The sequence below is a fragment of the Microcoleus harperi Pol14_C6 genome (assembly GCF_036701295.1).
Classification (GTDB): domain Bacteria; phylum Cyanobacteriota; class Cyanobacteriia; order Cyanobacteriales; family Microcoleaceae; genus Microcoleus.
Genome location: NZ_JAUBQN010000020.1, coordinates 39078 through 57308 on the forward strand (window position 1 = coordinate 39078; position 18231 = coordinate 57308).

The following is an 18231-nucleotide window of genomic DNA, read 5'->3' on the forward strand; positions in this document are numbered from 1 at the left end:
ATATGTAGCAGAATGTCAAGTAAAAAAACATGAAAATGATCGAATCTTCTAGGCAAGTTCTTGTTTGCCAAAACCGCACTTGTCGCAAGCAAAATTCAGCAAAGGTACTGGCAGCTTTTCAGAAATTGTCGCCCTCAGAAGTTGAAGTTGTTGCTAGCAGTTGTTTGGGACAGTGCGGCAACGGGCCGATGGTGTTAGTGCTGCCAGAAGAGGTTTGGTACAATGGCGTTTGCCCTGAAGAAGCTGCGACAATAACTGACCAACATTTGCGGGGAGGAAAGCCGGTAGAGAGGATGCTTTACCGCAAGTTTCACCGACTTTCTAAGTAGTCGATCGCCCTTTAAAATTCTTCCGCAAACAACCGGCGGAGAATTTCCGTGACTTCGGCGCAAAATCTGGCGTCGAGTTCGATCGCCAAGCGATCGACATTGGTGGAACCGCCTACAGCTTTTTCGGCCCGCAAACTCATGGCTAAAGTTCTGAGTTTTGCCGGCTTTCCCGCAGCCTTCGGCCGCTCGTCAACAAACCGCACTAAAGCCACATAAACTGTTTCTAGGGTTCCCCTGATCGAGCTCAGTCCGTAACCCAATTTTGAGATAATTACTGGAGAAGTGATAAGGCTATCCATCCCCAAAGTTTTAATTGCTACGTCCACATATCGAGCCGTGTCATTTCCCATTGCTCTGACAATGCTTTCTAAGCTGTTCCACTGAGATGCTTTCATGCGCGATCGCTGTTCGATGTGGAAGTGCCATCCTAACATGGAAATCAGCCTGGTTAAGTCATAAGCAGATACGGAATTTTTTTGTTTGGTGGTGTTTAATGCTGCACTTAGCAGCACTTGTTTTTTGGTGAGATCGAAGATTTTAGGGTTGTTGAGATAAGGATTTTCGCCGTAATCGCCGCGAAAAATTAGGTCATTATTGCCAGTAGCGCTCTTCAGCCATTGCTCTAGTCCTATGCGAGTATCGAAGCGTTTGAACATCGCGGCTAAGGAGTTTGAACTTGCTATAGTTGAGGCATAGCTAATCATGTCTTTTGCTACATCATAAAAGTAAAAATCATGTTTTAGCCCGTTCCCATCTCTAACAACGCAGTTGTCAATGTCGCAGTCGGGATATTTGTTATTTACTTGACTGACGATATTAAGGAGTGCAATAATTTTAGTGGCACTCCACTGCTCAGCATTGGTAAGTGCGTTTTTTCCCAGCCACTGCGCCTGAATTTTGCCGTCTACAAAAGTACCAATGCAAACGCAGGCTTCTTTGATGTCTTCGTGGAGAAAATTTAAAGCTTGAGAGTTAATTTGAGGTACTTCTCCCAGACTGGGAAACGGGGTAAGTTTGAGGGGATTATTGGGGCCGGGAATAGAGCTAATTACTTTTAAGCCGTCGGGTTTCTGTTTGAGATAATCAGGATAGTTTTTAATTTCTTGTTGGTAAGGGGATTTTTCAAGGCCCCGGTCTAAAAAAGCTAGTTTGTTTATGTTAGCTTTGCCATCTATTTCCATTTGGAGGTAGTTTTTGAAGATGCGCGCTCGGTCTTTTGCGAGTTCGAGGGAGGTGAGGTTCATAATAATTGTTGGCAGCTTGTTACTAATAAGTAAATTACTATACTAGGATTTATGCAAAAAAACCGGGTTTGTCTGCAAAATTTTAGTTTCGTAAACTAAAATTTTATGAATAAACCGGCTTTGAGACAGTAACTGCGTCCAGGACTATATATCTGAGTCGGGGCCCTACGATCAAGCTTTTTTGCCGCGTACTTGAATGCGTTTGTCGGTTTTTTGTTTCTTAATCCAAGAGAGAAATTTCTGGAGTTCAGGGTCATTTTTGAGCTTTTCCACGGTGTTGAGCTCTTGGGCGAGGTGTTTGTTGTCAAATAGAGAGTGAATCTGGCGGTGACAAGCGGAGCAAATGTCGATTGTCGGGCTGGGATCTTCGTTTTTCCGCTTGGTGTTTTGTTTGGGGATGAGGTGATGGGCGGTTAATGCTTCCATTTGTCGATCGCACAATTCGCACTGCATAATTTTCTCAATGCTGCTGGATAAGAGAATTGCTACTTTTAGTTTAGCGCGATCGGCTTTGAGGAAGTGAATGAAAGTCGATCGCACTCTCCAAACAATAAAAAACCCCCAATTGGGGGTCATACAAATCTCTTGCGGCAGAGGCCCAAAAGCCTCTGGGATTACAAAATATACAGCAGCAGAAACAACACAATCCAAATTACATCCACAAAGTGCCAGTAAATCTCAGTCGCTTCGATTCCGAAGTGGTGCTCGCTAGAATAGTGACCTTGCGCGCGCGATCGCCACACCACCGCCACCATCAACAGCACTCCCAACGTAACGTGCAAACCGTGAAAAGCAGTCAAAACGTAAAAGCAACTGGCATACAAATTCGTCGTCAAGCCAAACTCTAAATGAGTGTATTCGTAAACCTGGCCGAACAAGAAAACTGCGCCCATAGCAATAGTTACGAGCAACCAATTCCGCATTCCGGTGGCATCATTTTTTTTGATTGCAGTATCAGCATTGTGAATCACAAAACTGCTAGCAATCAGAATTACCGTATTGATTCCCGGTAGCAATAACTCTCGCGCTGGCGTACCTTCAGGAGGCCACACGGGGGCCATCGCCCGATAAATCAAATACGCGGCAAACATACCGAAAAATATCATGCCTTCAGCACACAGGAACACAATTACACCTAACATTCGGTGGTCGGGATGCTCGACGCCGTGTGCTTCTACTTCACCCTCGTGGTGGTAATTTAGGGCTGTTTTTGTCGGATCGATCGCTGGAATTTGCATAATTAAATTGCTAGTTGGTAATGGGATATTGAAGGAAGAGGGAAGAAGCAAGAGGGGAAAATTTTTATCCCTACATCGCTGGTGTGCTGTTACTATCAAAAGTCATTTGTCCCAAGTTGTGATATTGCAACGAGCAATAACTAATAACTAATGACTAATGACTTTTGACTAATAAATGATGAATGATGACTAATAACTATTCGCCATCTTGACTCTCATCAGCAGGAGAATCAGCATTTACCTCTGATTCAGGAGCGACCAAAGTTGCAGTACGGCCCAAGAAAGTTGAAGCTTGAGCCTCCGCAATAGGAATACCTGTTTTCTGGGCGTTGCGGGTGGCATTTTCCCTCAGCTTAAGCCTGAGACGTTCCCCAGTATGCTGAATTTTTTCCATGCCGTAATCGTAGGGCCCCGTTGCCAATACCGGCACTCCTTCAAAATTTTCGATGGGGGGCGGCGAAGTCGTCATCCATTCCAAACTCAAAGCTTGCCAAGGATTGTCACCTGCTTTCGGGCCGTACCTCCAGCTCCAAATCACATTAATGATAAATGGGATTGTAGACACTGCCAGCATATAAGCACCGACAGTACAAATGACATTAATTGTGGTAAATTTCGGGTCGTACATTGCCACGCGCCGGGGCATTCCTTGCATCCCCAAAGCGTGCATCGGCAAGAAAGTTACAGTAAAGCCAACATAGGTTAAAACAAAGTGAACTCTACCCCAAAATTCATTAATCATCCGCCCCGTCATTTTGGGGAACCAGTGGTAAAAAGCAGCGTAAATGCCAAACACTGAGCCGCCAAACAGCACGTAGTGTAGGTGAGCGACGACAAAATAAGTGTCGTGAACGTGAATGTCGAAAGGTACGGAAGCCACCATGATTCCGGTGATGCCACCGAGCACAAATGTTGAGATAAAACCCATCCCAAATAGCATGGCGCTAACAAGCCGGAGTTTTCCTCCCCAAATAGTTGCCAACCAGCTAAATATTTTAATCCCAGTTGGTACGGCGATGATCATAGTCGTGATCATAAAAAACATCCGCAGCCAGCCGGGAGTGCCGCTGGTAAACATATGGTGCGCCCACACGATCAAGCCCAAAAAGCTGATCGCGAGACTGGAATATGCGATCGCCAAATAACCAAAAATTGGCTTGCGGGAATGCACCGGCAAAACTTCTGAAATCACCCCGAAAAAGGGCATAATCATAATGTAAACTGCCGGGTGCGAATAAAACCAGAATAAATGCTGGTAGACGATGGGATCGCCGTTGCCGGTGGGGTTAAAAAATGCCGTCCCTGCTAACAAGTCAAACGACAGCAAAATCAAAGCTGCGGCTAAGACTGGAGTCGCAATCAAAGTCAGCGCTGAAGTCGCAATCATCGCCCAGCAAAACAAAGGCATTTCATTGAGACTCATGCTCGGAACGCGCATGGTAAAGATGGTAACGGCAAAATTCACCGCGCCCAAAATCGAAGAAGTTCCCAGAATCAAAACGCTGAGAATCCAAATTTCTTCCCCGGCTTGAGCAGTAACTAAGCTCAAAGGCGGATAGGAAGTCCAACCAGCCTGCGGAGCTCCTACCAAAAAACTGCTCAACAGCAACACGCCGCCTACGGGAATCATCCAAAAGGCGATCGCATTCAGCCGGGGAAATGCCATATCTTTTGCCCCAATCATTAAGGGGATCAAAAAGTTAGCAAATCCCGCTCCGGCGGGTACGATCCACAAGAAGATCATCACCGTGGCGTGAACAGTAAATAAACTGTTGTAGAGTTCGGGGGTGACAAAATCGGCGTCGGGGGTGGCGAGTTCTGTTCGCACCAAAGTTGCCATCACGCCGCCGATTAGATAGAAAATAAATGTTGTTACCAGGTATTGAATACCGATGACTTTGTGATCGGTATTAAAAGTGAAGTAGTCGCGCCAGTGTCTATCAGCGGGCGCTGTTCCGCGAGCCTCAGTGTTTGCACTTTCTTGGAACTGTGCTTGTGTCATAGTTATTAGTCATTAGTTATTAGTCATTAGTTATTAGCTGAGGAGCAAAGACCCAGTAGCCAGAACTAATGACTATTTTTAGTGATGAGTTGGGTGAAGTTGTTCTAGGGCTTCGGAATTAATTTTTATTTCCCTGACGTAGGGAGCCAAAAATTCTCCTTCTGACAATTCCCCTGGATTGACTGCAACTGCTTGCTCTAAGTTTTGACTGCTAGCAACTTGCTGGCTTTGCAGCCAAGTGTCGAATTCTTCTGGCGTGTGAACGACTGCTAGAGCTTTCATCGCTCCGTGATAAGCGCCGCACAATTCAGCACAAACAACCCGGTATTCGCCGGTTTTAGTTGGTGTAAATCTCAGTTCGCTCGGCCGCCCGGGAATTGCATCTTGTTTGAGGCGAAATTCCGGCAGCCAAAATGCGTGCAGCACGTCTTGAGCTGAGATATTTAGCTGTACGTCGCGGTTGACTGGCATATGCAGTTCGCCGGAACTAACGCCGCTTTCTGGATAGCTAAAAATCCAGGCGTACTGCAAACCTGTGACATTTACAACTAAGTCTGCTGGTTTGTCTTCATTTTCTGGGGAAGCGCCTACGCCTAAAGCAACGAGTTTTTGAGACGGAATTTGAGGGGCGTTTTGGGGTGTATCTGAGAGTGTGGCTGCGATCGCACTTCCGCGCATTTTTGAGTGCGCTTGCATGGTGCCGTGGTCGTGATTGCCCATCGGATCGAGGCCTCCCATTGAGTTGTAAATCTCAAAACTGTAGACTCCGATTCCTAAAATAATCACCGCTGGCACGGCTGTCCAAAGAATTTCTAAGGGAAAATTGTCATGCCAAGGTGGCCCGTCTGTGTTGTCTCCTTGACGGCGGCGATATTTAATTGCAGCAAAGATTAGCACTCCCTGGACCATGATAAATAATCCAGTGGAAATGGTCATCATTGTATTGAAGAGTGCGTCTATGTCGGATGCTTCATCAGAGGCGGCGATCGGGAGTAAACCGTGATTCTGCCCGTACCAGAGACTGATCAGAGTCACTACGATGCCGGCGAGCATGGTGAGGATGGAACTTGGAATGTTCACGCTGGTACTTCTTAATAGCGACACTTCTTCGCTTGAAAAATGAAGGAAGCGCCTCTGGGTTATCAATTTTTAATTGTAAATGGTATTTTTAGTAAAATGTCTATCTTAAGGGTTACTTAAGGCTTAGTATGTGTGACCGATCGCCCGCGCGCCTCAAAAATACGTCTTTTGTACCTTGACAAAAATGAGTAAAAATGGTATACAATCGCTCTTTTTGGTTGCTAAATTTGAGAGGGTTTCTCAAACACCATCAAATGCTGCTGGGGTAACATATCTTTTGTCTCTTTCCATACTAAACCGACGGCGGCCATTTCTTTTTTCACCTGCTTCTGCGTCATTTTGTGCAAACCTTTAATGGGAATCATCGGGTTTTCGCCCCGATACTCGATCGATACCGTGCGGCCTCCCGGTTTGAGTGCTTTCACAATTCCTTGCATCATTTCTCTGGGATATGCAAATTCGTGATAAGCATCCACCATCACAACTAAATCTACGCTGTTTTCGGGCAAATTCGGATTGTCGATACTTCCCAAAACTGGCTCAACGTTAGCAATATTTTTTTCTTGTTTATTCAATTTAATAAAATTAATCATTTCCGGCTGCACGTCAACTGCCAAAACCTTTCCTTCTGGAACTAAGGCAGCGATGCGAAAGCTAAAATATCCCGTTCCCGCTCCAATGTCGGCTACAATATCGGTTGGTTTTAAATCGAGATTGTTCACTAATCGAGCTGATTTTTCTTCCATGCCGCGAGACGGTCTTTCCAGCCAACCAGCACCTTGATATCCCATGACTTGGGCAATTTCTCGACCCATGTAAAATTTGCCGGTGCCGTCGGGATTGTGGACGGTTCGCTGCTGATAAATTGTGTCGCCATTTGCGGTTTTACTTGCTGCTGCACAGGCATTGAGCGGCAACAGGCAAATTATTGCTAAGGTAATTGCTGCTAGATGTTTGAGGAATTGTCGGTTTTTCACGATCGTCCTAATTGTATGTTTAATTTTTTCATTACCAGGCTCTGCGCGGTAATGCAGGAGCAGAGGAAGAGCTTCGCGAATATCGAGAATAGTTTAAAATTTAGCTGACAGCGGATTCTAACAATTTAATTGTACCAGAGTCAGCGTCAATTTCAACTTCTAGGCCGATCGGCAAAGTGAACTGCTCCCGAATGTGCCCCACCATTGAACCGTACCACGCAGGAATCTTCAAAGGGCGAATGTGGTCGGACAAGACTTGAGGTAAGGTTAGGGACTCTTGCGGTTTTTCAGCTTCGCACTTGCTACACTGTCCGAAAAAAAAACCTGATATTTTATCGAGAATGCCCGCTAATTTGAGCTGCGTCAACATTCTATCGATGCGATAAACTTCTTCGCCAACTTCCTCAACAAACAAAATACTGTTTTCCCACTGCGGTAAATATGCAGAACCCACCATTGCTGCGATTACTGATAAATTGCCGCCGATTAGTTTTCCCCTAGCTGTGCCGCGCCCGATTGTTTGAACTTGCACGCTTTTGGAGTTTTGCATCGTCACAGAACCTCCGTCAAACAAAACTTTTTTGACGTAATCCACTGTAAAGGGACTCCAAGTTGACGCACCTAAAGGGCCGTGAAAAGTAACTCTATTAGTTTTAGCATAAATCGCCAATAACAGCGCAGTAATATCGCTAAATCCCATAATAATTTTGGGATTGTTGCCGATAATATTGTAATCCAGCAGCGGCAATATCCGACCGCAGCCCCAGCCACCCATCCCGGTAAAAATAGCTCGCACGGAGTCATCGGCAAAAGCTGCGTTGACATCGGCGGCGCGATCGGCATCCTTGCCTGCTAAATAGCCGTAGCGATCGTAAAAATGCTCTCCCAATTTAACTTTTAATCCCAGCTTTTCGATAACTTTAAAAAAATCCTCGATTTCTTTTTTATAGTTGAAAGCGGCAGGATTGATTAAAGCTATAGTATCGCCAACTTGCAGGCGGCGCGGCTTAACGATCGCACTTTTGGGAGATAGGTTGGTTTGCGCGATCCTCTTCGAGGGGTTCGCTAACGGCGCAAGCTGAGTACCAATAGCAGTCAGCCCAAAAGTTGTCAGCAGAGCACGGCGGCGGAGAGTCATAGCTGTTAGGTAACTTTTGCTATAATTGTATAGGAAAATCTCTGCCATATCACTTGAAAATTGCGAGTTTCAAATGAAAACCGACACTAAAATCTCAGCTAAAAAATCCTGGGCCAAATCTTTAGCCCTTCCTGCTGCGGAGTTTCCGCTGACTCAGCTATCGGTTAAAACTGGTAAAATTCCCGAAGGATTGCGCGGCAGTCTCTACCGCAACGGGCCCGGACGTTTGGAACGCGGCGGTGTTGCTGCGGGACACTGGTTTGATGGCGACGGTGCAATTTTGGCAGTACATTTTACCGATGTCGGTGCTACGGCTGTTTATCGCTACGTGCAAACAGCGGGATATCTAGCTGAAGAAAAAGCTGATAAATTTCTCTACAGTAATTATGGCATGACAGCACCGGGCCCTGTGTGGTTGCGGTGGACTAAAACTGTTAAAAATGCTGCCAATACTTCTGTTTTAGCTTTGCCCGATCGCCTTTTGGCATTGTGGGAAGGTGGCCCGCCTCACCGCCTCGATTTGCAAACCCTGGAAACTCAGGGAACTGATGATTTAGGCAGTTTAGATAGTAAATTTGTTTATTCTGCTCACTGCAAGCGCGACCCGATTACTGGCAATATTTTTAACTTTGGAGTTACCAACGGTGCGACTACACAGTTGAATCTGTATAAAAGCGATTTTACTGGCAAAGTCGTGCAACAATCAACAGTTGCTTTAGATGGAATTTACGCGCTCCACGATTTTGTTTTTGCGGAAAAGTATCTGATATTTTTTATCCCGCCGGTGCAAGTCAATTTTTTGCCATTGTTAACGGGAATTAGCAGTTATAGCGAGTCGTTTAAGTGGAAACCGGAGTTAGGTACTCAGATATTAGTTTTTGACTCAGAAACTCTATCTTTAGTTAGTCGCGGCAAAACTGATTCTTGGTTTCAGTGGCATTTTGCTAACGGTTTTGTCAAGGAAGATGGTTCGGTAGCGGTTGATTTTGTGCGCTTCGCTGACTTTCAAACTAATCAGCGGCTGAAAGAAGTAGCGGCGGGCGAAACTCGCACTGATGCGGAGGGGACTCTGTGGCGGGTGTGTCTCAATCCTCAAACTGGCCAAGTCACAGCAGCCGAAGAATTGCTGGATCAACCTTGCGAATTTCCGACGGTACCTGCTTCAGAAATAGGGCAAGACTCGCGATATATTTATCTGGCAATGTATCGGCCTGACGTTGATATTGTACCGGAACGTTATGGCGCGATCGCCCGTTTGGACACGCAAACCCGCAATCTCACAATTGCGGACTTGGGCGAAAATCGCTATCCCGCAGAGCCCATCTACGTTTCAGATATTGCCTCGGAAAAAGGTTGGATAGTAACAGTTGTTTACGACGGCAATTCTGACAGCAGCGAAGTCTGGATATTTGACAGCGACGGACTTTCCCGCGAACCTGTTTGCAAGCTAGAATTGCCCGGTGTCATACCTTTGGGCTTTCACGGCACTTGGAAATCGGCAGTATGAGAAAATTGTAAAGAAGTGTTGCGGAAGATTTATTAAAAATTGTTGCCGCTTTAACTTCTAGTTGTTAAGGTGTGTGTAGATAGGAAATTCTCATATCTAGGAGGTGTGGAATTGATAATCTGCATTGCTCAATTATCCTGTGCCAATTCGCACGAATCCCCGGCGATTTTAAGTCGCGGTTGCACAGGATATCGTCTGCCTCTGCGGACTAAAAAAAGAGGGGTAATTAAGCCCTGGCGAATAACCAATCCCGGCGAATATTCCCGGGGAATGAATGCGTGGCTACCCAGGCAAAGTCCGCCTCCACGGAGTGAAGAAAGAGGGGTTCTCCAACCCCGGTAAATGACAAATTCGCGGATCATCAATCCCCGGCCAGTTTATTCGCGGCTACACAGGCAAAGTCCGCCTCCGCGAACTGAAGAAAAAGCGGTAATAAAGCCCGCTTGGCCATGATTTCGACTCGGTTTGCCCATCTCAAGTTTGTCTATTGGCATGAGGTTAAAAGACCAGATATTTGACTGATTTGTGGCAAACCCAAAGTAAAGTTTAGTTCAACTCACGCGCACGTTAGCGATTCAACAGTTTTTAGTTTTGAGTTAACCCCACAAATAGATGAGGTCTATCGAAACAAGATAGCCTTTTCAACAATTATGAATTATGAGTTGTTACCGCCAAAATATTCAACTCATAACTGATAATTCACAACTCACAACTCATAACTCCGTGCCGCGGTGAGCATCAACCAAAAGGTTTAATCTATGCAACTTCAAGGAAAAACAGCTCTTGTTACAGGAGCTTCGCGCGGAATTGGGCGATCGATCGCCCTGGAATTAGCGAGACAAGGAGTCAAACGTTTGTTGATTGTGGCGCGCAACCGCAAGCAATTAATTGAACTGGCCGAGGAAATCGATCTTTTTGGCACAGAAGTAGTGCCGTTAGCTTTGGATTTAACTCAGTCAGTAGCGGTGAATATTGCGATCGCCCAAGCTTGGCGAGATTGCGGCCCGATTCACCTGCTAATCAACTGTGCAGGCGTCGCCCACCAAGCATCTTTCTTGCGTTCTCCGCTGCCATTAATCGAGGAAGAAATCGCCTTAAATTTGCTCGGAACCTACACAATTACCCGCTTAGTAGCGAGGCGAATGGCGACTCAAAAAGAAGGAACCATCGTCAATGTTTCGAGCTTAATGGGAAAAATTGCCGCGCCCACAATGGCGACTTATTCTGCTACGAAATTTGCCATTTTAGGATTCACCCAAGCTTTACGCAGCGAGTTAACTCAGTACAATGTTCGAGTCACAGCTTTATTGCCATCTCTAACAGATACCGACATGGTGCGAGACTTGGAACAATTCCGGTGGGTAGTGCCCACAACTCCCGAAAAAGTTGCCCTAGCACTTGTCGCGGGATTGCAGAAAGATGCGCCGGAAATCTTGGTAGGATGGCAAAGTCATCTAGCAGTTTGGTGTCACCGAATTGCACCTTGGTTGCTGGATTTTGTGTTGCGGATGGCGACTCCCGAACTTCGGGATAAATCGCGGGGCCGCAAATTGCGAGAGGCTTTAGCTAGCGGGCGATAAACCCTTTTCTGGGCGGGCTCTTCGGCCATTGGTGTCAACTTAAGCTGTCAGCTCGCCCACCCGTTAGTCTGCCAGGGGTTTCAACCCCTGTCGGACTGTCGGACTATCGGACTGTCGGACTATCGGACTACCGATTTAACCTTAACTTGACACCAATGGGCATTGCCGTGTCCCTACAAGGGCTATGTACTTAGTTACCAGCAAAAGTGGTGTATAGCGGTTCTCAAGTAAATGAGGTACGTAGTTGGGATGCGAGCCCTCTTCTTTAGTCGTTATATAAGTTGTCAGTCATACCTCATCTACCTGAGAAGAGCTATATATCATTTCCACTCCCCTTGCAAGGTAAAAGCAGCCCAATAATAGGGAGATTTCCATTTTTCCTCCTGCATCATTTCCATCTGCGCCGCCCTCAAAGCTGCCGCCGGGGCTAACTTTTGTTGCACCATTTTTTGATAAAACTTTTGCATTAACACAGCAGTTCCTTCATCATCCACACTCCACAAACTCACCGCCACCCGCTGCGCCCCCGCATACATAAAACCCCTAGTTAATCCCACCATTCCTTCGCCTTTAACATTCTGTCCCATTCCCGATTGACAAGCACTTAAAACCACTAAATTTGCCGCCAGTTTCAAGTTGAAAATATCCGTGAGGCGCAAAAAACCATTGACAAGATTGCCTTTGTCATCTATCATCGACATCAGAATTCCTGACAATTCGGGATTTTGGCTGTTGGCCATGCCGTGAGTGGCGAAGTGAACGATTTGATAATTGGCTAAACTGCCGTCGGTGGCGGTAGTGCGACTGGCAGAAAAATCAATCTTTTGACTGCTAGAATCTGAGGGTACTAAGCTTAATATTGTTTGGGCTTCTTGGCGGGTAAATCGTAGGCGTTCGGGCGGCCATCCCCGATTAGAAGCACGAAGCGATCGATTTAAACCGAGGTTATTTGCTTCTAACTTTTCGGTGGTTGCTGGGGTAAGTTGTCCTTTGACTCTTTCATCATCTGGACTGAAAACAGGATCGGCTAAAATTGCTAAAGTTTGGCTTGGCGGTTTTCTGTCTCCGTAATTTTGCCTGAGAATGGCGAGAGTTGAGGCGGAAGGCAGGGTAATAATTTCATGTTGCGTGATTAAGGGAATATTGGCATTTTGTCCGGCGGCTTGGTCAAGAGTTAAAGCTGGAAAAGGGGTATAGTGCAGCACGCCGTCGGGAACAATTAATAAGCGTTTATTGCCTAATTGGGCTGCTGCAGGCTGTAAAATTAATTGACCCAGGTTTGCACTCGCTTCGGCAAGTTTTTGGGGAATATTTCTGTAAGTTGCGCTAGTTATTGCGTCTCTGAAATTGCGGGCTGCTGTTTCAATGTCCACCTGTTTTGGCAATTCATAGCTAGTTAGTCCCGTTGAGGTCACGACCCACAAATAACTGCGGTCTTCGCCGAGGGAATACTGCAATAAAATCGTGTTTTCATCGAGAATCTGTTTCTGAATTTCTGGCAGTGTTAAAGGTTGGGGTTGGGTGAGGGCAGCGTAGCGGGGGCTGGCGCTACGAATCCCGGTTTGAATTTGCTGATATTCTTGCAGGAGTGTGAGGCGCTGTTTCTCTATTTCATCGATTTTAGCTTGCTGGGGATTGGGGCGACTGAGGGCTTCGATGCGCTGCTTTTCAATGGCATCAAGTTGCTGTTTTGCGCTATTTTCTTGTTGCAGTAAATCGGGGGAAATGCCTTCGCGAATGTTGGCGTTACTTTCTTGGAGAAGTTCGAGGAGGCTGCGGGCCCTCGAACGTTCGCTGGCTTCTAAGGCTTTGGTATCATAACCGGATTTAGGATTAGTTTTATGCAGTTGCATTAACAGGTCGATGTAGAATTGGTAGTAGTTTTGTACTGTGGCAAAGTATGAGGTGCGGAGTTCAGGGCTGGCAATTTTGGTGCGGAGATTTTCGATTATTTTGATAGAGGCTTCAATGTCATTGAGGGCTTCGGTAAGATTGTTTTGGTTGCGTTTGAGAAAAGCCATGTTGTAAAGGGTGAGAGCTTCTTTTCCAGCGTTGCCAACAGCCCGGCTCAGGGGAAGGGATTGGCTGAAATATTCTAAAGCTTTCTGTTTTTCTCCCAAATCTGAGTAAACTAACCCAATATTGTTGAGGGTAATAGCTTCCATTGAGCGATCGCCGACGGCCCGACTCAGGGGAAGGGATTGGCTGAAATATTCTAAAGCTTTCTGTTTTTCTCCCAAATCTGAGTAAACTAAGCCAATGTTGTTGAGGGTGATAGCTTCCTTCGATCGATCGCCGACAGCCCGACTCAAGGGAAGAGATTGGCTGAAATATTCTAAAGCTTTCTGTCTCTCTCCCAAATTGTCGTAGATACTGCCAATGTTGTTGAGGGTGATAGCTTCCACTGAGCGATCGCCGACGGCCCGACTCAGGGGCAGGGATTGATTATAATATTCTAAAGCTTTTTGTTTTTCTCCGATATCTTCGTAGATTCTGCCAATATTGTTGAGGGTGATAGCTTCCTTTGAGCGATCGCCGACGGCCCGACTCAGGGGAAGGGATTGGCTGAAATATTCTAAAGCTTTCTGTTTTTCTCCCAAATCTGAGTAAACTAAGCCAATGTTGTTGAGGGTGATAGCTTCCACTAAGCGATTGCCGACGGCCCGATTCAGGGGAAGGGATTGGCTGAAATATTCTAAAGCTTTCTGTTTTTCTCCCAAATCAGAGTAAACTAAGCCAATGTTGTTGAGGGTAATAGCTTCTTGCCATTGATTGCTGACGGCTCTACTCAGGGAAAGAGATTGATTATAATATTCTAAAGCTTGTTGTTTTTCTCCGATATCTTCGTAGATTCTACCAATATTGTTGAGGGTGATAGCTTCCACTGAGCGATCGCCGACGGCCCGACTTAGGGGAAGGGATTGGCTGAAATATTCTAAAGCTTTCTGTTTTTCTCCCAAATCAGAGTAAACTAACCCAATATTGTTGAGGGTGATAGCTTCCACTGAGCGATCGCCGACTACCCGACTAAGGGCAAGAGATTGATTGTAATAGTCTAAAGCTTTTTGTTTTTCTCCCAAATCAGAGTAAACTAAGCCAATACTTTTGAGAGTGACAGCTTCTTGCGATCGATTACCGGCGGCGCGACTTAAGGGAAGGGATTGATTGTAATAGTCTAAAGCTTTTTGTTTTTCTCCGATATCTTCATAGATTTTTCCAATATTATTAAGGGTGAGAGCTTCTCTTCCTGGGTTGCCGATCGCCCGAGTCAGGGGAAGGGATTGGTTGTAATAGTCTAAAGCTTTCTGTTTCTCTCTCAAATAGTCATAGATACTGCCAATATTATTGAGGGTGATAGACTCCTGCGAGCGATTACCAGTAGCCCGACTCAGGGGAAGAGATTGATTGTAATATTCTAAAGCTTTCTGTTTCTCCCCCAAATTTGAGTAAACTAAGCCTATATTGCTGAGGGTAACAGCTTCCTGCGATCGATTACCAGTAGCGCGACTCAGGGGAAGAGATTGATTATAATATTCTAAAGCTTTCTGTGGCTCTCCCAAATTTGAGTAAATTAAGCCAATATTATTGAGAGTGATGGCTTCTTGCTTGCGATCGCCCACAGCCCGACTTAGGAGAAGCGACTGATTGTAATAGCCTAAAGCTGTTTGTGTTTCTCCCAAATCTGAGTAAACTAAACCGATGTTGCTGATAGTGACAGCTTCTTTAGCGCGATCGCCCGCTTCTCGATATAGGTTTAATGCTTGTTCATATTTGACGAGCGCACCTTTGAAAGATTCTATCGTCCCTTGGTAGTAAAGTTGTAATCCTTCGTTTAAAGCTTTTAGAGCAGCGTCACTACTGCTATTTTGCGCCGTTTGTACGGCTTTGCCAACGGGCACGGCTGCTGCCACTGGCTGACTTAGCTGAACCGAAAGTGCGATCGACATACCGGCCAAAAACCATTGAGTGCGATCGAACATAGCCACCCCTTTTGTATTTTTGTCAATTTTACTCACTAGCCCGCTTAGTGTAAAGGCAGGAAGAAGTGATCTTATGTCCGCTATATCATTTCCACTCCCCTTGCAAGGTAAAAGCCGCCCAATAATAGGGAGATTTCCATTTTTCCTGCTGCATCATTTCCATCTGCGCCGCCCTCAAAGCTGCCGCCGGCGTTAACTTTTGTTGCACCATTTTTTGATAAAACTTTTGCATTAACACAGCAGTTCCTTCATCATCCACACTCCACAAACTTACCGCCACCCGCTGCGCCCCCGCATACATAAAACCCCTCGTTAATCCCACCATTCCTTCGCCTTTAACATTTTGTCCCATTCCCGATTGGCAAGCACTTAAAACTACTAAATTTGCCGCTAATTTTAAGTTAAAAATATCCGTGAGGCGCAAAAAACCATTAACAAGATTGCCCTTGTCATCTACCATCGACATCACAATTCCTGACAATTCGGGATTTTTACTGTTGGCAAGGCCGTGGGTGGCTAAGTGAATGATTTGATAATTGACTAAATTTCCATCGGTAGCAGTAGTGCGACTGGCATCAAAATCAAATATTTGACGGCTAGAAGCTGAGGGGAATAAGCTGGATATTGTTTGGGCTTCTTGGCGGGTAAGTGGTAGGCGTTTTGGCGGCCATTCTATCTGGGAAGCACGAAGCGAGCGATTTAAACCGAGGTTATTTGCTTCTAACTTGTCAGTCATTTCTTGGGTGATTTTTCCTTTAATTCTTTCATCATCTGGACTGAAAACTGGATCTGCTAAAATTGCTAAATTTCGGCCCGGCGGTTTTCTATCTCCGTAATTTTGCCTGAGAATGGCGAGACTTGAGACCGAAGGCAGGGTAATAATTTCATGTTCGGCAATTAAGGGAACATTGGTATTTTGGCCGACGGTTTGGGAAATAGTTAATGCGGGAAAAGGGGTATAGTGCAGCACGCCGTCGGGAACAATTAATAAGCGTTTATTTCCTAATTTGGCTGCTGCGGGCTGTAAAATTAATTTGCCCAGATTGGCACTCGCTTCGGCAACTTGTTGGGGAATATCTCTTTGGATTGGGCTAGTTACTGCGTCTCGGAAATTGCGGGCTGCTGTTTCAATGTCAACCTGTTTTGGCAATTCATAGCTCGTTAGTCCCGTTGATGTCACCACCCACAAATAACTGCGGTTTTTGCCGAGGGAATACTGCAATAAAATCGTGTTTTCATCGAGAATCTGTTTTTGAATTTCTGGCAGCGTTAAAGGTTGGGGTTGGGTGAGGGCAGCGTAGCGGGGGCTGGCGGTACGAATCTGGGTTTGAATTTGCTGATATTCTTGCAAAAGTGCGAGGCGCTGTTTGTCGATTTCAGCGATTTTAGTTTGATAGGGTTTGGGGCTGCTGATTGCTTCGATGCGCTGCTTTTCAATGGCATTGAGTTGCTGTTGCAGGCTCTTTTCTTGTTGCAGTAAATCGGGGGAAATGCCTTCGCGAATGTTGGCGTTACTTTCTTGGAGAAGTTCGAGGAGGCTGCGGGCCCTCGAACGTTCGCTGGCTTCTAAGGCTTTGGTATCATAACCGGATTTAGGATTAGTTTTATGCAGTTGCATTAACAAATCGATGTAGAATTCGTAGTAGTTCTGGACTGTCGCAAAGTATGAGCTGCGGAGTTCTGGGCTGGCTATTTTGGTGCGGAGGTTTTCAATGATTTTGATAGAGGCTTCAATGTCATTGAGGGCTTCGGTAAGATTGTTGTGATCGCGTTTGGCAGAAGCCATGTTGTAAAGGCTGACAGCTTCCCCAGCGCGATCGCCTACCGCCCGATGCAGCGCAAGGGACTGGCTATAATACTCTAGCGCTTTGTGTTTCTCTCCCAAGACTGAGTAGACATTGCCGATGTTGCCGAGGATGGCAGCTTCCCCAGCGCGATAGCCTACTGCCCGAAACAGGGGAAGGGACTTGCTGTAATATTCTAAGGCTTTCTGTTGCTCTCCCAAATGATTGTAGACACGGCCGATGTTGTGGAGGGTGGTAGCTTCCTCACGGCGATTGCCCGCTGCCCGACTCAGCGCAAGGGACTGGCTGTAATACTCTAGCGCTTTCTGTTTTTCTCCCAAATCTGAGTAGACATTGCCGATCTTGGTGAGGGTGACTGTTTCGCCACCGCGATCGCCCACTGCCCGACTCAGGGAAAGGGACTGGCTGTAATACTCTAGCGCTTTCTGTTTTTCTCCCAAATCATCGTAGACACTGCCGATGCTTGTGAGGATAACAGCTTCCCGGCCGTGATCGCCCAGAGCCCTATTCAGCGCAACGGACTGGCTGTAATACTCTAGCGCTTTCTGTTTTTCTCCCAATTCTGAGTAGACAGTGCCGATGTTGTTGAGGGTGACTGCTTCCCCACCGCGATCGCCTACTGCCCGTTTCAGCGCAAGCGACTGGCTGTAATACTCTAGCGCTTTCTGGTTTTCTCCCAAATCTGAGTAGATAGTGCCGATGTTGCTGAGGGTGACTGCTTCCCCACCGCGATCGCCTACTGCCCGTTTCAGCGCAAGCGACTGGCTGTAATACTCTAGCGCTTTCTGGTTTTCTCCCAAATCTGAGTAGAGACTGCCCATGTTGTTGAGGGTGACTGCTTCCCCACCATCGCCTACTGCCCGATACAGGGTCAGGGACTGGCTGTAATACTCTATCGCTTTCTGTATTTCTCCTAAATATGAGTAGACAGTGCCTATATTGCCGAGGGTGGTAGCTTCCCCACGGCGATCGCCTACTGCCCGATACAGGGTCAGGGACTGGCTGTAATACTCTAGCGCTTTTTGTTTTTCTCCCAATGCTGAGTAGACACTGCCGATGTTGTTGAGGCTGACTGCTTCCCCATCGCGATCGCCCGCTGATCGATACAGTTTTAATGCTTGTTCATATTTGGAGATCGCACCTCTTAAAGCTTCCGCTGTTTCTTGCTGGTAGAGTTGTAGTCCTTCTTTATATACTTTATCAGCAGCCTCGCTACTGTTAGTTTGTGCCGTTTGTACGACTTTACCAACGGGCACGGCTGCTGCCACTGGCTGACTTAGCTGAATCGAAAGCGCGATCGACATACCAGCCAAAAACCATTGAGTGCGATCGAACATAGCCACCCCTTTTG

General features: G+C 46.3%; 12 protein-coding genes. 3 read left to right on the forward strand and 9 right to left on the reverse strand.

Annotation, left to right across the window (positions count from 1 at the left end; all coding sequences use genetic code 11):
* The first annotated feature begins 29 nt into the window (after positions 1-29).
* The gene (locus QUA27_RS15275) at positions 30-329 is read left to right on the forward strand and encodes a (2Fe-2S) ferredoxin domain-containing protein (protein ID WP_333068872.1); all 300 of its coding nucleotides are present in this window, start codon (positions 30-32) and stop codon (positions 327-329) included.
* An 11-nt stretch (positions 330-340) separates the two neighbouring features.
* Here QUA27_RS15275 and QUA27_RS15280 read toward each other — a convergent pair whose 3' ends face one another.
* The 7 genes from QUA27_RS15280 to QUA27_RS15310 all read right to left on the reverse strand — a co-directional run bounded on the left by QUA27_RS15280 (position 341) and on the right by QUA27_RS15310 (position 8008).
* Entirely contained in the window at positions 341-1573 is a 1233-nt protein-coding gene (locus tag QUA27_RS15280) for a hypothetical protein (protein WP_333068873.1), read from the reverse strand.
* A gap of 171 nt (positions 1574-1744) precedes the next feature.
* The gene (locus QUA27_RS15285) at positions 1745-2149 is read right to left on the reverse strand and encodes an HNH endonuclease (protein ID WP_333068874.1); all 405 of its coding nucleotides are present in this window, start codon (positions 2147-2149) and stop codon (positions 1745-1747) included.
* Between the two features lie 38 nt (positions 2150-2187).
* Positions 2188-2811: a cytochrome c oxidase subunit 3 gene (locus QUA27_RS15290; RefSeq protein ID WP_333068876.1), complete on the reverse strand. Its 624-nt coding sequence runs from the start codon at positions 2809-2811 to the stop codon at positions 2188-2190.
* A gap of 196 nt (positions 2812-3007) precedes the next feature.
* Positions 3008-4813: a cytochrome c oxidase subunit I gene (ctaD, locus tag QUA27_RS15295; RefSeq protein ID WP_333068877.1), complete on the reverse strand. Its 1806-nt coding sequence runs from the start codon at positions 4811-4813 to the stop codon at positions 3008-3010.
* Between the two features lie 78 nt (positions 4814-4891).
* The gene (locus QUA27_RS15300; RefSeq protein ID WP_333068878.1) at positions 4892-5893 is read right to left on the reverse strand and encodes a cytochrome c oxidase subunit II; all 1002 of its coding nucleotides are present in this window, start codon (positions 5891-5893) and stop codon (positions 4892-4894) included.
* A 221-nt stretch (positions 5894-6114) separates the two neighbouring features.
* The gene (locus tag QUA27_RS15305) at positions 6115-6873 is read right to left on the reverse strand and encodes a class I SAM-dependent methyltransferase (RefSeq protein ID WP_333068938.1); all 759 of its coding nucleotides are present in this window, start codon (positions 6871-6873) and stop codon (positions 6115-6117) included.
* A 97-nt stretch (positions 6874-6970) separates the two neighbouring features.
* Positions 6971-8008, reverse strand: coding sequence for a S66 peptidase family protein (locus QUA27_RS15310; protein WP_333068939.1), 1038 nt, complete (start codon positions 8006-8008; stop codon positions 6971-6973).
* Between the two features lie 73 nt (positions 8009-8081).
* Between QUA27_RS15310 and QUA27_RS15315 the strand changes: the two genes are divergently transcribed.
* Together QUA27_RS15315 and QUA27_RS15320 are read left to right on the forward strand one after the other, a co-directional pair.
* Positions 8082-9515 carry a carotenoid oxygenase family protein gene (locus QUA27_RS15315; protein ID WP_333068879.1) on the forward strand — a complete coding sequence of 478 codons (1434 nt, stop codon included), beginning with the start codon at positions 8082-8084 and terminating at the stop codon, positions 9513-9515.
* A gap of 758 nt (positions 9516-10273) precedes the next feature.
* Entirely contained in the window at positions 10274-11095 is an 822-nt protein-coding gene (locus QUA27_RS15320; protein ID WP_333068880.1) for an SDR family NAD(P)-dependent oxidoreductase, read from the forward strand.
* Positions 11096-11415: 320 nt separating this feature from the next.
* Here QUA27_RS15320 and QUA27_RS15325 read toward each other — a convergent pair whose 3' ends face one another.
* Together QUA27_RS15325 and QUA27_RS15330 are read right to left on the reverse strand one after the other, a co-directional pair.
* Positions 11416-15111 carry a CHAT domain-containing protein gene (locus QUA27_RS15325; RefSeq protein WP_333068881.1) on the reverse strand — a complete coding sequence of 1232 codons (3696 nt, stop codon included), beginning with the start codon at positions 15109-15111 and terminating at the stop codon, positions 11416-11418.
* 49 nt (positions 15112-15160) lie between these two features.
* Positions 15161-18217: a CHAT domain-containing protein gene (locus QUA27_RS15330; protein WP_445251512.1), complete on the reverse strand. Its 3057-nt coding sequence runs from the start codon at positions 18215-18217 to the stop codon at positions 15161-15163.
* Between the last annotated feature and the right edge of the window lie 14 nt (positions 18218-18231).

What these genes read in the sequence shown, in the direction of transcription:
- QUA27_RS15275 (WP_333068872.1), top strand. Translation starts at nt 30, where the DNA reads ATGAAAATGATCGAATCTTCTAGGCAAGTTCTTGTTTGCCAAAACCGC.
- QUA27_RS15280 (WP_333068873.1), bottom strand. Translation starts at nt 1,573, where the DNA reads ATGAACCTCACCTCCCTCGAACTCGCAAAAGACCGAGCGCGCATCTTC.
- QUA27_RS15285 (WP_333068874.1), bottom strand. Translation starts at nt 2,149, where the DNA reads ATGACCCCCAATTGGGGGTTTTTTATTGTTTGGAGAGTGCGATCGACT.
- QUA27_RS15290 (WP_333068876.1), bottom strand. Translation starts at nt 2,811, where the DNA reads ATGCAAATTCCAGCGATCGATCCGACAAAAACAGCCCTAAATTACCAC.
- ctaD (WP_333068877.1), bottom strand. Translation starts at nt 4,813, where the DNA reads ATGACACAAGCACAGTTCCAAGAAAGTGCAAACACTGAGGCTCGCGGA.
- QUA27_RS15310 (WP_333068939.1), bottom strand. Translation starts at nt 8,008, where the DNA reads ATGACTCTCCGCCGCCGTGCTCTGCTGACAACTTTTGGGCTGACTGCT.
- QUA27_RS15315 (WP_333068879.1), top strand. Translation starts at nt 8,082, where the DNA reads ATGAAAACCGACACTAAAATCTCAGCTAAAAAATCCTGGGCCAAATCT.
- QUA27_RS15320 (WP_333068880.1), top strand. Translation starts at nt 10,274, where the DNA reads ATGCAACTTCAAGGAAAAACAGCTCTTGTTACAGGAGCTTCGCGCGGA.
- QUA27_RS15330 (WP_445251512.1), bottom strand. Translation starts at nt 18,217, where the DNA reads ATGTTCGATCGCACTCAATGGTTTTTGGCTGGTATGTCGATCGCGCTT.